Genomic DNA, 15,047 nt, shown 5'->3' with positions numbered 1-15,047 from the left:
TTTCACGCCCAGAATTGTAGAAGGCTTCACTGCGGAGCCTTGGTGTCGGACCCAAAAGGGGGAAGCATGCATTTTCTGGATGATGAGGGAGGACGCGGGGGCGAGATCTGGCCCGCTGCACTGGCCATGGAAAATTTTGCACCCGAATTTGACCTGAAAACCTCGGAAAGCTGCCAGATTCGTCGTCTGCTGGCCCGTATGGAGCAGTATGATCGCACCACATGGCTCATGCAGTATGAATCGTTTCTGCAACAGGCTTTGTGCGTGGTGCGCTCTGACCGCACGGCCAGGCGCTTTGGCCTTCTGCATGCCGACATGCAGGGCTTTCAGGTGCTCAACCGCATTTATGGCGAACGGGCCGGCAACAGCATGCTGCGCGCCTTTGCCGCATTTTTGCGGCGGCGCGAAGAATATGTGTGCGGCAGCCGCATTTTTGCCGATCGCTTCGTCATACTCTTCACCATCCCCGTCGGTTACAGCCTGGAGGCCATAACCGGCAAGCTCGTGGCCGAAGGCGAGCAGTTTCTTGCGAAAAAACGCAAGCTGCACCCGCGCAGCCACCTGGCCTTTGTGGGCGGCGTCTGCCCGGTCGAGGGCAGGCCAGAAAGCCTGCACGCCCTTGTAAGCCGTGCGGATCAGGCGCGGCGTTCCCTCAAGCCCACCCTGCGCTCGCGCGGCGGCGTGTTCACCGAGGCCATGGAGATCTGCCGCCTGCAACGGCAAAGCCTTTACGAAGACGTGACCAAGGCTCTGGAGCACGGCGGCGTGTTCTTTCTGCTGCAACCGCAGGTGGACATCGCCACCGGCGCCATTGTGGGCGCGGAGGCCCTGGCCAGGATGCGCACGCCGGACGGCACGCTGATCATGCCTGGAAATTTTGTGCCACTTCTGGAAGAGTCGGGCGACATAACGGGTCTGGATTTCACCATCTATGGCCAGGTCTGCCAGTATCAGCAGGCACGCCAGCGCGCGGGCAAGACATTGCTGCCCATATCCGTGAATATTTCACGCGAGCATTTCAGAAACCCGGCCTTTGTGGACGATCTTCATGCGCTGGTGCAGTCCTATGAGCTTGAGCCCCGCTGGCTGGGCCTTGAAATCACAGAGAGCGTGTTTGTAAAGAATCTTGAAGAAATCAGCGAAAGCGTGCGCCAGCTCAAGCAGTACGGCTATTCCATCTGGCTTGACGATTTCGGCGCGGGCTATTCCAGCCTGAACGTGCTCAAGGATGTGCCCTTTGACGTCATAAAAATAGACAGGGGCCTCCTGGGGTCGGAAGACATTGCGCCCACAAACAAGAGCATTATCAACAGTGTTGTGCGCCTTGCCGAGGATCTGGACATGGGGGTGCTGTGCGAAGGCGTTGAAAACGCTTCGCAGCGCGAGTTTCTGTCCCGGCTGGGGGCTCTTCAGGCACAGGGGTTTCTCTATGCCCGTCCCATGAGTCCGGAAAACTTCACGTGCCTGCTTGAGGGCGGCAAAAAACTCCTTCCGGCGGGCGAAGAAGCTCCCGACGCATAGACCCTTGAGGCCGTTGGCGCGCCGCCCGTGCGCCCATAAGCCCGCCGCCCATAAGTCCGCCGCCCGTGCGCCCGCCATCCGAACTCCCGCAAGGGGCGTGCCGAAATTTTTGTCACTGCACTCCTCCCGATGATCCGCCACAAACAGCGCGGCAGCCGTGTCTTTTTTTTCCGCGCGTGGGCGCTTGAAACCTGTTGCAAACAGCAGCATACTTCAGGCGTCTTCTGCCTGCCCAGAAAGAACTCTTGGCGCGCTCTGTCGCGTCCACGGGCGGCAGTTATTCATGGAGGATGTATGATCCGCAGTATTCGACTTGGTCTTGCTTTTTGTCTGTCAATGGCCTCTCTGGCCTTGCTTCCCCCGGCTTCCACCAGCGCCCTTGCGGCGGAAGCGTCCGCCCGGAGCATGGAACTGCCCGCTCCGGATAAAACCGGCGGCATGCCGCTTATGCAGGCTCTGGCCCAACGCCGTTCAACCAAAAGCGGTTTCAACGGCGCGCCGCTTCCGGCGCAGCAATTGAGCGATCTGCTCTGGGCTGCCTGGGGCGTCAACCGCGAAGACGGCCGCCGCACCGCGCCTTCAGCCATGAACAAGCAGGAAGTGCAGGTTTTTGTGGCCCTGGACAATGGCGTATGGCGTTATGAACCCAGACACAGCCTGACCATGGTGCTGGAGGGCGACTGGCGCGCCAAACTTGGCGGCGGTTCGCTGGTCTTGCTGTATGCGGCTCCCACGGCGAGCAGATGGTCGGGCATGCATGTGGGCTCCATATATCAGAATGTGGGGCTGTTCTGCGCATCCGCGGGGCTGGGCGGCTTTGTGCACGCCTCGAATTCCTCGGCGCTGGACGGCACGCTGCCGCTGCCCGAGGGCTGGAGCGTGCTTATAGTCCAGAGCGTGGGCTCCCTCAAAAAATAGAGCAGGTTACGAATGAAATGAGTTAAATGCTCTGCAAGGATTTTTCTGAAAAATCCTTGCCACGAAATGCGAGCAGGCGGGCTTTTGCCTGCCGTACGCGAGCATTTCAAGTGTTAAATGCTCTAGTCCGCTCTGGCAGTCCGCTCAGGCCACGCGCGTAAGGAGTCTGCCCGGCAGCCCGCGAGACTTAAAAGTATCCATGTAAAGGCCGGGGCGCGTCCGTGACGGCGCCTCCCGGAGCGGGTAAACCGCGCGTTTGCCTTCAAAAAAAGAGGCAGCCGGAAATTCCGGCTGCCTCTCGGCATTTTTGTGGGGCCTTGCGGGCTCAGTTCACAACCACAGTGCCCAGCGACGCGTCGTCCAGCAGATAGCGGCGCAGGCTCGACGGAGAACGTCCGTCAAGAATAAGCGCGCGCTGGCAGCCCGCGTCCAGGGCGTGCAGGCAGGATTCGACCTTGGGAATCATGCCGCCGGTAATGACGCCTTCGGCCCGCAGCTTTTCTATCTCCGCGCGGGTAAGGGCGGTAATGAGCCTGCCCTCGGCGTCCAGCACGCCCGGCACGTCGGAGATGAGCACAAAGTAGTCCGCCGCCAAAGCTCCGGCCAGCGCGCCTGCGGCCGTGTCGGCGTTGATGTTCAGAGCATGGCCGTCGGGGCCGTTGGCCACCGGAGCCACAACGGGCACAAAGCCCCCTTGGAGCAGACAAAGGACCAGGGCCGGGTCCACGGCCTCCACCTCGCCCACAAGCCCCAGGGCGGGATTTTTCACAACAGCGCGCAGCAAATTGCCGTCCCTGCCGGATATGCCCGCAGCCCGCGCGCCGTGGGCCGCAAAGGAAGCCACCACAGCCTTGTTCACCTGGCCGCACAAAACCATTTCAACGGCTGCCATGGTGGCTTCGTCGGTGACCCGCAGGCCGTTTTCAAAGCGGCTCTCGATATTCAGGCGCGTCAGCAGCGCGGAAATTTGCGGCCCGCCGCCGTGCACCACCACAAAGCCCATGTCCTGGGCGGAAAGTTGGGCCAGATCGGTGGCAAAGGCCGTGCAAAGCTCGGGCTTGTCCATGGCGTGCCCGCCATACTTGATAACGACGGTGGCGTTGTTCATGCGTCTTCCTCATTTACGGGCGGTCGGCCGCGCTGCATGGGCGCGGCAAATGCCCAGTGACGTGGTATTTGATGTGTCCTTGTAGTTGTCTAAACTAGCACCCCGTCATGCGGCGTGCAAGCTGGCAACATGTCGGATGTGCGACAAAATCCTGATGATTCGGGTAGTAATTGCGCAGAAACGCCACGCGGCCACAGGCACGGGTTGATGGCGCAAAACGGCATTGTATTGCAGGGCCAAAAGCGCTAGCCTGCACAACAAGTTTATGGAGGCGTCATGGTGTTAGAGGCACAACAGGGTTTTGGAGAAGGACTCGCCTGGGGGCAGGAGGCCCTGGCAGCGGCCAGTGTTGGGTTGTGGGTTCTTGAGCATGATCCGGGCAGCGGCCTTACCCGCCTGCTCACCAATACGATCACCCGCCGTCTGCTGGGCGTGCCCGATGACATCACCCCGGAAAAGTGCGCGACATTCTGGCGTAGCCGCGTGGACAGCCGCGATAGAGACTCCATATGGAAAAAACTTGAGGATTTCAAAAACCATGGCGACATGCGCGAGATGCGCTACTGCTACAATCATCCGCAGTGGGGCCCCATTCACGTGCGCTGCGGGGGCAGGCGCGTTTCGGGCGATGGCGAACAGCTATTACGCATTGCCGGGTTTCATCAGGACATAAGCGAACTGCATGCGGCCCATCAGGCCTTGCGTGAGAGCCTGTCGCGGCTTTCGCTGGCCTGCCGTCTGGGCTGGCTGGGCGTGTTTGAACTGGGCCGCCGCAAGGACAGGCTGGAGTTCACCTGCAACGAGGTTTTTTACGAACAGTTCGGCCTGCGGGAAGGGGCCAACGCCGAAGAGCGGCTTGCGGCCGTGGAAAAGTGCATCCTGCCGGAAGACAGGCGGCGCTGGCGAAGCCTTTGCCGCTCCGAAGGCTGGACAGTGGGCTTTCAGGAGCATGTGGAACTGCGCGTCAATCATCCCTGGCGCGGCCTCTGCTGGTTCGCCGTGGCCTGCGAAGTGGTGGGCACGCCGGAAGAGCCGCGCATTGCGGGCTATGTGAGCGACGTTACAAAGCACCGCCAGCACGAGCGTATGTTGCGCGAGGCCAAGGAAAGCGCGGAGGCCGCCAACGCGGCCAAAAGCATCTTTCTGGCCAATATGAGCCATGAAATCCGCACGCCCATGAACGGCATCATGGGCATGGCCCATCTTGTGCTCAATACGGACCTCAATGCGCAGCAGCGGGACTATGTGGAAAAAATCCATTCCACCTGCGAATCGCTGTTGGACATCATCAATGACCTTCTGGATTTTTCAAAGATCGAGGCCAACCATATGGAGCTGGAAAACCTTCCTTTCCAGCCCGAGCGGGAGATCGAGGCCGTGCTGGCCCTGCTGCGTCCGCGCCTGCAGCACAAAAACTGCACGCTCGAGAGCCACATAGACCCGCGCATACCGCCAACCCTGGTGGGCGACGCCCTGCGGTTGCGCCAGATCCTGCTGAACCTTGGCGGCAACGCCATCAAGTTTTCCGAGCGGGGCACGGTGCGCATAGACGTGCAGTTGTTGCGCCGCAAACAGCATGACATCACCCTGGCCTGTCTTGTGAGCGATGAGGGCATCGGCATGAGCAGGGATGAACAGGCGCGTATTTTCACGCCCTTTTCCCAGGCGGACTCATCCATAACCCGCCGCTTCGGCGGCACTGGCCTGGGCCTTGCCCTTTGCCGCCGTCTGACCGTGCTCATGGGCGGGCGCATAACAGTGCAGAGCGAGCCCGGCAAGGGCAGCGTCTTCAGGGTGGAGCTGCCCTTTGGCGTGGGCCGGGAAGACATGTTCGTCCCCCCCAGCCTGGAAGACGACGCTGCCATGGAATATGCCTGTCTGCGCGGCCTGCGGGTGCTCATGGCAGAAGACGGGGACATAAACCGCGAGATTATGGAAGTGCTGCTGAGCGGCATGGGCGTGGAGTGCATGGCCGCGGGCAACGGCCAGGAAGCGCTTGATGTCTGGCGCAAGCAGGCGGACGACATCGATCTTGTCCTCATGGACGTGCAGATGCCCATTATGGACGGCTACACGGCCACGCGCGAGATAAGGGCCAGCGGCCTGCCCGGCGCTGTGGACGTGCCCATTGTGGCCATGACGGCCTATGCCATGCGCGGGGATGCGGAACGCAGCCTTCAGGCGGGCATGAACGCCCACCTGACCAAGCCCATTGACGTACGGGAACTGACCCTGACCCTCAAGCGCCTTGCCCGAACCTGCGATGAGCGGCGCGAAGCCGCCTACGACGCTAGCAACCAGAATCTTTGAGCTCCACGCCGGAGTCCGGGTGACGCTCTTCGCGGGCGTTTGCCTTCAGAACCCGGCTGGCCCGAGATCTGTTTTGCAGCAAAACATATCGGGTTTGGCGCAAATCACCGTTGGGAATGCGTATCCCCAGCGTTTACAGGACGCCCGCTTTGGCGTTTGCCAGCGCAGGCAGCCTGCGCTTTTGCGGCCGCCGGAACAATTTCAACGTGAAACTGTTTTACCAACGATACGAGAACAGGCAGGCTGACAGCCCGTTTGTCTCACAAGCCCAGTCAAGGATAACAACATGACGCAAGTGGTTACACGATTCGCCCCCAGCCCCACGGGACATTTGCACATAGGCGGCGCGCGCACAGCCATTTTCTGCTGGCTTCTGGCCCGGCATTTCAAGGGCCGCTTTCATCTGCGCATAGAAGATACAGACCTTTTGCGCTCCAAGCAGGAGTATACCGATTCAATCCTGGCTTCCATGCGCTGGCTGGGGCTGGATTGGGACGGCGACCTCGCCTATCAGACGCAGCGCACCGATCTGTACAACGCCTATGTGGACAAGCTGCTGAAAAACGGCCACGCCTACTGGTGCTCGTGTACCCCTGAAGAGGTGGAGGCCATGCGCGAAGAGGCCCGGCAAAAAGGTCTCAAGCCGCGCTATAACGGCCGCTGCCGCAGCCGCGACCTGGGGCCCGGCGAAGGGCGCTGCGTACGCCTCAAGGCCCCGCTGACGGGCAAGGTGGTCTTTGACGATCTGGTCAAGGGCAAGATCGCCGTGGATGTGGGCGAACTGGACGACATGGTCATCCGCCGCGCTGACGGCATGCCCACCTATAACATGGCCGTGGTGGTGGACGATCACGACATGGGCATTACCCACGTCATCCGTGGTGACGACCACGTGTCCAACACGCCGCGTCAGATCCTGATCTATGAAGCCCTGGGTCTGCCCGTGCCGCGTTTCGGCCACGTGCCGATGATTCTCGGCCCTGACCGGCAAAAGCTCTCCAAGCGCCACGGCGCGCGCGCCGTCATTGAATACCAGCAGGACGGCCTGCTGCCCCAGGCGCTCGTGAACTATCTGGTGCGCCTTGGCTGGTCGCACGGCAATCAGGAGCTGTTCACGCCCGAAGAACTGGTGGAATATTTTGACGGCAGCAATCTCAATCCTGCGGCTGCGGCCTTTGACCCCGCCAAGCTGGAATGGTGCAACGCCCACTTCATGCGCGAAATGCCCCTGGCCGAACTGGCCACGTTGACGGCCCCCTTTGTGGAGCAGACGGGCTTTGGCGTGCTGACGCAGGAAAGGCTGGAGCCCCTGTGCGCCATGTTCCGCGAGCGCGCCAACAACCTCAAGGCCCTGGCCGAAAGCTTCCGCCCCCTTCTGGTGGCCGCCGCTGATCTGGAGTACACAGAAAAAGACGCCGCCAAGCACCTGACGGACGGCGGCAAGGCGCATTTGCGCGCGCTGGCCGCGATCTTCGCGGCTTGCGAGCCCTTTACCGCCGAAAATATCGAGGCCGCCCTCAACGCCTATGTGGCGGACAACGGCCTCAAGTTCAAGGAAGTGGCCCCGCCCCTGCGCACCGCCCTCATGGGCTTTATGGGCGGCTCGCACCTGAACGAGATCATGGCCTTTCTCGGCAGGGACGAAACCCTGGCCCGGCTTGCGAGGGCAGCGGGGTAAGGATGATACACAATGGTCTGTACGGTGAACCTGTATAGAGATGTTTGATAAGGGGATGAACAGCCCCAAAAATGCAAGCAAAGCCCGGATCTGACCAAGACTGATCCGGGCTTTGCTTGCAATAAATGGCTTCCTGTTGCCACAGCGGAAGCAGCCGGGAGCAGGCGCATACTGTCCTAGAGCAGATCAACGTTGAAATGTTTAACATTTCAACGTTTTCATTCAGCTTAAAATGCGATTTGCGACAACCATCAGCAGGCTGGTCGCTCTAGTAACCAATTGCTGTCTTTGCGGCAGTCGTTGGCGAGTCTGCGAGCCTTACGAATGGCGACAGCGATTGCACAGAACAAAATGGATAGTTACTCATGCTGTCTTTATCCGTAGCTTCCTGCGCTGCAACGGCTGAAGCTCGGCTGAATCCACGCCACGTTGTGGCGCGCTGCACTCCCGCGCAACGTTAGAGCATTTACACTTTTTCAAAGTTAAAATGCTCTAATGCTGGCATTAATATTGCAAAACCTTTGTCGCGCGTCAAATTTCAGCATTGCCGGAGAAGATGCCATGCCCCAACCGCAAGCCAATACAGCCAGTTTTATCAAGGGAGCGCCTTTGCGCCAACCGGAATATTTTATTGGCCCTGTGGCTTGGTGGAGCGGCTCCTTGACCTGCGGCGGCGTGGAACGTCAAATTCTGGCTACAGCCAAAGCTTTTAAGGAGATGGGGCGTCCCATTGTCTTGTTGTGCCGGACGTTGTCCCCCACAGGCGGCAATGACTTTTTTCTGGCGGAAGCCAAGGCCAGTTGCAAGGCCGTACTGGAATTTTCTCAGAATGAGATAAAACCTGAAGACTTCCTGGCGGCACGCGACATTGTGGAAGCGGCCTTTGAAAATCCTCCTCCGGTTTTTCGTGACAGTGTAGCCGCGTATGCAGCGTGGTTTTTGCGCCTGAGGCCACGGTTGCTGCATGTCTGGAACGCCGATCATCTTGAGCCCCTGCTGGCGGCGGTTATTGCCGGCATTCCGAAAATTATTATCGGTGGCCGCAGTCTGGCACCACGCAGCCGAGCTCCGTATGGGTTTGAAAGTGTTGAAGAGTCCCTGGCGTATGCCATCCTCAGCAGGGCCATGCAGATGCCTGGCATCGTGATGACCAACAACAGTCGCGCCGGATGCACCGACTATGAAGAATGGCTTGACCTGCCTGCGGGGAGCGTCTCGCTGACGTCAAACCTTCTTGAGCTGAAGGACTGGCCGCGTCCTGAGCGAGAGCGGGTGGCTGCTTTGCGCGTGAGACTTGGCATTCCTGACAAATCCCCGATGGTGGGGGGTCTTATTCGTTTTGTTTCCATTAAGGACCCGGAACTTTGGATTTGCGCCGCCATGCGCGCATGTGCTTCTACCCCTGGGTTGTATGCGGTTCTTGCAGGGCATGGGCCGATGTTCGAGCCGCTGAAAAAAATAGTATCCGGCACAGCCTATGCAGACCGTATTCTTTTGCCCGGGGCGGTCAAGCAAGTTCCCGAATTTTTGTCGCTCTGCTCTGTTTTTTTACACACAGCCTATGTGGAAGGCTTGCCCAATGCACTCCTCGAAGCCCAGGCCTGCGGAGTGCCCGTGGTGACTACCAGGTGTGGTGGTGCCGCCGATGTGGTGGTGGACGGGCAAAGCGGTTTTGTGCTGGCCGGGCGTGACGAGGAGGCTTTGGCCAATCATGTTTCCTGGCTGTCCCAACATCCGGAAGCTGCTGTGACCGCTGGGCAGGTTGGCCGGGCACATGTTGGGCGCGAATTTTCCCTGGAGCGTTCATTGGGACAGCTTCGGAAGGTTTATGCCCGTATTTTGCGAAATCCTGCTGAGCATTGTGGACGCCAGGAAGTCCGTTGACTCAGAAAGCTCATCAAAAGGTTTCGTGGTGCTGTTTCCTGAGGTGTTCAGTAGTGTTGTGTAGCAGGCGTGTCTTGTAGAGGCGATTTTTCGATATACTGTTGGCTGCTATTTCATTAACAGGATGCTCACATGCATAATTCAATTAATTCTTATGCTCGCCGTAAGGGCATGGGTGAGATAAATTTGCACCTTGGGTGCGGTGGGGAAAATATTGAGGGCTGGATAAACATTGATAACTATGATTATGAGGGGCGGGATACCTCACGAAGCGGCGCGTGCTACGATTTAAAAATGGACATCTGCGCATTGGATGCCGCCGACGACAGTGTGGATCGCATCCTTCTTGTTCATGTGCTTGAGCATTTCACACGATGGGCAGCCATCGACCTTCTGGCTCAATTTCATCGTCTGCTCCGCCCGGAAGGACTCCTTCTTATGGAGCATCCCGATCTTGATGCCTGCATAAAGATGTACCTGGAAGGACAGGCGAGCATTGCTACACCCCTGGGGGCGCTTAACCTGGGGTTTTCTCAGTTCTATGGCAACCAGTGGGACAGGCTTGACTATGAAACGCACCGATACGTTTGGACAAAAAATGAAATGGCCAGTGAGTTGATCAAAGCTGGGTTTGAAATCCTTGTGCTTGACAATCAGGCAAAGTTTCATGTTCCGGAGCGCGACATGCGGGTCATTGCCCGCGCCCGCAAGACCCCGCGCTGACCGCCGCACCCGGCAAGGATTCATTCATATGGCCGAATGTAAGAAAATGATTTTTAATGATGGCGGAATCGGCGATGCCATCCTCGTTTCGGCCATTGCCGAGAACAATGGTCTTTGTGTGGCGTCAACAAAATATAATGTCCTTCTTGAAAATAACCCGAACATTGTTTTAAATGATATTAGCGCAAATACTGTTTTTAATTCGCGAGACGTGCATGACGCCTTGCTGCAGCAAGGCATTGCTCCGTTCTACGCCCATTACTGGGACCTTGAATGTAGAAATGGATGTTACCACTGGCGTTACCCACAAATGCATATGATTGCGAAGTGTTGCGCCAGAGCAGAGGTGTACGGGGATATCAAGATTTACCCCAGGATATACCTGAACGATCAGGAAATTGAAGAAAACAGGCCGGTACGCGACAAATATATTGTTATGCAAAGCTATGGCGCAGTATGGAAAACCGCCGGATATGAAACATGGTCTGTGGTAAGTAAGGTTTTAAGTAAGAATTATACTATTGTTCAGGTCGGCGCTGAAAACGATCCTTTGCTTCCAAATACAATAAACTGTCTTCATTATGGGTTAAGGGAAACTGCTGCCGTAATAAAAAATAGCAGTGCCTTTCTTGGAGTTATTGGTGGCTTGATGCACATGGCTCGGGCCGTGGGGACAAGGTCTGTAATATCTTTTTCAGATAGTGAGCCTGAATTTTTTTCTGGTTATATCGCCAACGAGCATGCTATTTCTCAAGAGCGTTGTGATTTGTGCAGAACAAATAAAGTGAATATGTTTAATGGGGATATTTGCCCAAAAAAATATATATGTGGAAAGAGCATATCGCCAGAGGCAATTCTGGCGGCTTTTTTTCGCCTTGAAAAAAGAATTGCACACCCACTAGAATACGATGTCATAAATAATACATCAGAAAAAAAAGATTCAATGCATCAGATGATGCTGTATAGGAAAACACAAAGAAGACCTGTTGCGAAGGGTTTTTCAAAGGTCTTCGCTTAGGGGGTTACCATGACGAAGCCTGAGAAGATGGATGCCGGTGACGCGAAGGATATCCTCCTAACCTCAGCGGTAGACGCGGGAAGACAGGCCCCAGATATGGCTGGAGTGCTTTCCGATGGATTGCGCGACGGTATGCTGCTTAAGCTACGCCAAGGGCCTTTTTCAAAAGGATATTACCGCTTTGCCCTTTACGGGCATGCAGAGACCTATACAGGTGCTTTTTACGAGTTGTTCGACAGCGCACAACAGTGCACGCTGCTGAAAGGCCGTATAGAACCGGCGGGGAAGAACCTGTTGGCCATCGCTTGTCTTGAACTGCAGCAGGATATTCAGCAAATCGAAATTCGTGTTTATGTCCGGCAGGGAACTATCTTGCTGGTGACGCAATGTGTATTGAAATCATGCCTGCCTTTTGATGTGCAGAGCAAAGATGCGTCTGACAATTTTGTCTTTAATGTTTTTGACAGTGATACCTTGCTGCGCTTGCCCATGCCTGGCATCAGAAAAGGCGTGTCCCTGCATGATGGGGCCGCCAGAGGCATAAGTATTCAGCTAGATAAACTGCAGGCGTTCTGTGAGGCTGATCCACTTTTTCATGGCGCTCGGCGAGCCGCGCACGGGCTCTCCCTTGTCACTCGAGAGCGATTTTTGAACATGTTCATCCTGTTGAAATATTACTTGCCCCAATTGGATGGCCATGGCGATATCATCGAATTTGGAACCTTTCGGGGAGGAATGGCTCTGTTTATGGCCTACCTGCTCAAATTTACAAAAAGCAGCAGGCGTGTATACGCCCTGGACACCTTCGAAGGTATGCCCCTGACCGAAAATTCACAGGATTATCACAAACAAGGGGATTTCAAGGAAGAAAACGTAATGGAGGAACTGATCCGGCGGAAAAATACGCTTGGCCTGGATAACCTCATACTTGTCAAGGGCCTGTTCAAGGACACCGTTCCCACGTTGTTTCGGGAAAAGTTATCCTTTGCCCTGGCGCATATTGATTGTGATATCTATGATGCCGTCGCCTACTCATATGAAAGTGTGAAAGATCATATGATCGCCGGTGGTTATATGGTTTTTGATGATCCTTTGGCTGCTTCCTGCCAGGGGGCCATGGCCGCTGTTGAAGAAGTGCTGTACCATAGGGATAAATTGCATGCGGAGCAGGTTTATCCGCATATGGTCTTTCGGCTTGGACTGGAACAGGGTTTTTGACATCACTGATACAGAGGACTCATGGACCGTAGCAGGTTGGTGAACAGCCCGTCCAGTCCCAGAATAAAGGTCTCCACATGGTCGGCCATGATGACCAGCAGCAGGCCCAGAAAGAAAAAGCCCACGCCGATCTTGGCTGGAAAGCCGAATTCCATAATGTGTATCTGCGGCGAGGTGCGGGCCACGAGGCCCAGAGCCACTTCCACCATAAATAGCGCCACCATCACCGGGGCCGCGATTTGCAGGGCCAGCACGAACATCTGCGCGGCAAGGTGCAGGATCTGCCACAGGATGTTGGGGCCGATGAAGAGCCCGCCCGGCGGGATCAGCTTGAAGGATTCGGCAAAGCCCTTGATCATGTACAGATGGCCGTCCAGCGCCAGAAAGGTCAGCAGCGACACCATCCAGAGAAAAAAGGCCGTAACGCCCGTCTGGTTGCCGGTAAGCGGATCAGCGAAGTTGATCATGGTAAAGCCCATCTGGAAGCCCAGCAGCTCGCCCCCAGCCTGTATGGCCATGAACAGAAAATTGACGGCCATGCCCAGCACCAGTCCCAGAACCGCTTCACCCAGAATCATGATCACAATATCAAAAGGGTGGGTGGGCATCTGGTTCCCCGGCAGCGCCAGATGCGGCCATACGCCCAGCGTGAACACCAGGGTTATGGCGGCCTTGACCTGCACAGGAATATTGTTGGTGGAAAACACAGGCAGCATGAACATGACGATGCTGACGCGCATCATGGTCAGTATGAGGCTCAGTACCTCTGCCTGGTTATAGTTGAACACGTCCATGCCGGGGGATTTGCAAAATGGCTGCCAAAGAAAACAGCCTGTTGGGGCCGCCGCGCGTCAGAAGGGTGACGCGCGGCGGTTTTGCGTGAAAAGGGCATGTAGGGGCGCATGACGCCGGGCATGCGTCGGGCACGTGATGACGCGCCACGTCGAGCATGACTCAGGCGCGATCCGGGCATGATCCGGGCATGAAGCGAGGCCCGCCAAGCACGAAATCCCGTCAGCACGTTTGAGGGGGCTCCTGCGGTATGAGGCTCCCGTCGGATCAGGTTTTGCCCTGTTCGCCAGGAGTATAGTTGCGCAGTCCGTTGAAGACCCAGATTCCCAGCAAACACACCAGAAACGCCGCTGACAGCAGCACCGTGCTGTGCGCGGCGGAAAAGGCCGCCTGTCCGGCCTCGGCAATGATCCTGCCCTGTTCGCCGCCTGCCAGTTCCGCTGCCACCATGGTGTCGCTGATGGAATCCGCGACGCCATGCGGCAGGCTTTGCCGCAACTGTTCCGGCAGCCGCAGGGCGGAGCTGTAATTGGCGGCCAGCAGCACGCCAAACCCTGTGATGCCGAGCCCCGCGCCCAGGTCATAGCCCAATGCCTCGATGGACCCGGCGGCCCCGCCCTTTTCCGGCGGCACGCTGCCCATGATGGCAATGGACGAGGCCGTCAGGCCGATGCTGAGTGAAAGGCCCAGCACCACCATATAGGAAGCCACAAGCCAGCCCGCGTCGTGAAAACTTGCCAGGCCAAGCCCGGCAAGGCTGGCCCCTGCGGCCAGCAGCGAGAGCGTACAGACCTTTCGCAAGCCCCCAAAGACCACCAGCTTTCCTGCCAGCGGGCCGCCCACGGCGGAGGCCGCCATGATGGGCAGCATAAAGATGCCAGCCTGCAAGGGAGTGCGCCCCAGAACAAATTGCAGTTCCTGGGCAATGGTCAGTTCCACGCCAGCCAGCGCGCCCGAAACCACAAGGGCGGTCACAAGGCCCACGCGGATGGCGGGCAGCCGGAAAAGCCCCAGATCAAGCATGGGCGTAGCCGCTGTCAGCTGGCGGCGGACAAAAAGCGTCAGCAGCGTGACGCCGCAAACCAGCGCGCCGCCGCACAGCAGCAGTGACGCTCCCTGTTTGAAGACGGCCTTTACCGCATATACCGTGCCCATGAGGCCCGCCGCCAGCGTGAGCGCCTGGCCGATGGGCCATGAGCCGCGCGTTTTTACCTGGGGTTTGGGCAGCAACATGGCGGCCAGAGGCAAGATGCCCAGAATAATGGGCACGTTGATGAGAAAGACCGAACCCCACCAGAAGTGCTCAAGCAAAATGCCGCCCGCCAGAGGTCCCATGGCTGCGGCCACGGTGCTCACCGTGCCCCAGATGCCCAGGGCCATGGCCCGTTCTTTCCAGTCCTCAAAGGTGATCCGTATGATGGCCAGCACGCTGGGCACAATCATGGCCGCGCCCACGGCAAGAAGCGCCCTGGACATGATCAGGAATCTGGCCGTGGGCGAAAAGGCCGCTGCCAGCGAAGCGACCAGAAAGATGGCCAGCCCGACAAGCAACAGCGCCCGTGGCCCGATGCGGTCGCCCTGCGTGCCCATGGGCACCAGCAGACTGGCCATGATCAGGGGATAGATGTCTATGATCCAGAGAATTTCCGTGCCTGTGGCCTGCAATGAGAGCGTCAGCGAAGGCACGGCGATATGAAGAATGGTCATGTCCATAGCAATGGGCAGCCAGGCCACCATAACGGCCATGAGCACGCGCCAGCGGGCGGCCTTGGAAAGACTCTTCCGGACAGGAGCATTGGGAGGGGACGCACGATGCGTATCAGGAGTATCCGTATTCATAAAAACTCATGCAAGGTTCTTGTGGCGGCGGCAGCGCT

Annotated in this window: 11 protein-coding genes; 8 read left to right on the top strand and 3 right to left on the bottom strand. The window is 57.6% G+C overall.

Going from position 1 to position 15,047, the window contains the following annotated elements; genetic code table 11:
* Positions 1-66 precede the first annotated feature (66 nt).
* Together DESU86_RS06165 and DESU86_RS06160 are read left to right on the top strand one after the other, a co-directional pair.
* On the top strand, positions 67-1,521 hold the full coding sequence (locus DESU86_RS06165) for a GGDEF domain-containing phosphodiesterase (RefSeq protein ID WP_179980251.1): 1,455 nt from the start codon (positions 67-69) through the stop codon (positions 1,519-1,521).
* A gap of 294 nt (positions 1,522-1,815) precedes the next feature.
* Complete coding sequence (locus tag DESU86_RS06160; RefSeq protein WP_179980250.1) at positions 1,816-2,439, top strand: nitroreductase family protein; 624 nt, start codon at positions 1,816-1,818, stop codon at positions 2,437-2,439.
* 325 nt (positions 2,440-2,764) lie between these two features.
* Here DESU86_RS06160 and argB read toward each other — a convergent pair whose 3' ends face one another.
* Positions 2,765-3,547, bottom strand: a complete 783-nt coding sequence (gene argB / locus DESU86_RS06155) for an acetylglutamate kinase (protein WP_179980249.1) — start codon at positions 3,545-3,547, stop codon at positions 2,765-2,767.
* Positions 3,548-3,823: 276 nt separating this feature from the next.
* Here argB and DESU86_RS06150 point away from each other — a divergent pair, with 276 nt between their 5' ends.
* The 6 genes from DESU86_RS06150 (at position 3,824) to DESU86_RS06125 (ending at position 12,378) form a co-directional block, all read left to right on the top strand.
* Entirely contained in the window at positions 3,824-5,857 is a 2,034-nt protein-coding gene (locus DESU86_RS06150) for an ATP-binding protein (protein WP_179980248.1), read from the top strand.
* Positions 5,858-6,143: 286 nt separating this feature from the next.
* Positions 6,144-7,535 carry a glutamate--tRNA ligase gene (gene gltX, locus DESU86_RS06145; RefSeq protein WP_179980247.1) on the top strand — a complete coding sequence of 464 codons (1,392 nt, stop codon included), beginning with the start codon at positions 6,144-6,146 and terminating at the stop codon, positions 7,533-7,535.
* Between the two features lie 561 nt (positions 7,536-8,096).
* Positions 8,097-9,419, top strand: coding sequence for a glycosyltransferase (locus tag DESU86_RS06140; protein ID WP_179980246.1), 1,323 nt, complete (start codon positions 8,097-8,099; stop codon positions 9,417-9,419).
* 132 nt (positions 9,420-9,551) lie between these two features.
* On the top strand, positions 9,552-10,142 hold the full coding sequence (locus DESU86_RS06135; protein ID WP_179980245.1) for a class I SAM-dependent methyltransferase: 591 nt from the start codon (positions 9,552-9,554) through the stop codon (positions 10,140-10,142).
* 28 nt (positions 10,143-10,170) lie between these two features.
* Positions 10,171-11,160, top strand: a complete 990-nt coding sequence (locus tag DESU86_RS06130) for a glycosyltransferase family 9 protein (RefSeq protein WP_179980244.1) — start codon at positions 10,171-10,173, stop codon at positions 11,158-11,160.
* A 9-nt stretch (positions 11,161-11,169) separates the two neighbouring features.
* The gene (locus DESU86_RS06125; RefSeq protein WP_179980243.1) at positions 11,170-12,378 is read left to right on the top strand and encodes a TylF/MycF/NovP-related O-methyltransferase; all 1,209 of its coding nucleotides are present in this window, start codon (positions 11,170-11,172) and stop codon (positions 12,376-12,378) included.
* A gap of 2 nt (positions 12,379-12,380) precedes the next feature.
* Here the strand turns inward: DESU86_RS06125 and fliR are convergent, their stop codons facing one another.
* Positions 12,381-13,172, bottom strand: a complete 792-nt coding sequence (fliR, locus tag DESU86_RS06120; protein WP_179980242.1) for a flagellar biosynthetic protein FliR — start codon at positions 13,170-13,172, stop codon at positions 12,381-12,383.
* Between the two features lie 265 nt (positions 13,173-13,437).
* Entirely contained in the window at positions 13,438-15,009 is a 1,572-nt protein-coding gene (locus DESU86_RS06115) for an MFS transporter (RefSeq protein ID WP_179980241.1), read from the bottom strand.
* Positions 15,010-15,047 lie beyond the last annotated feature (38 nt).

Source organism: Desulfovibrio sp. 86 (assembly GCF_902702915.1).
Classification (GTDB): domain Bacteria; phylum Desulfobacterota; class Desulfovibrionia; order Desulfovibrionales; family Desulfovibrionaceae; genus Desulfovibrio.
This window is presented reverse-complemented; position numbering and strand designations above follow the sequence as displayed.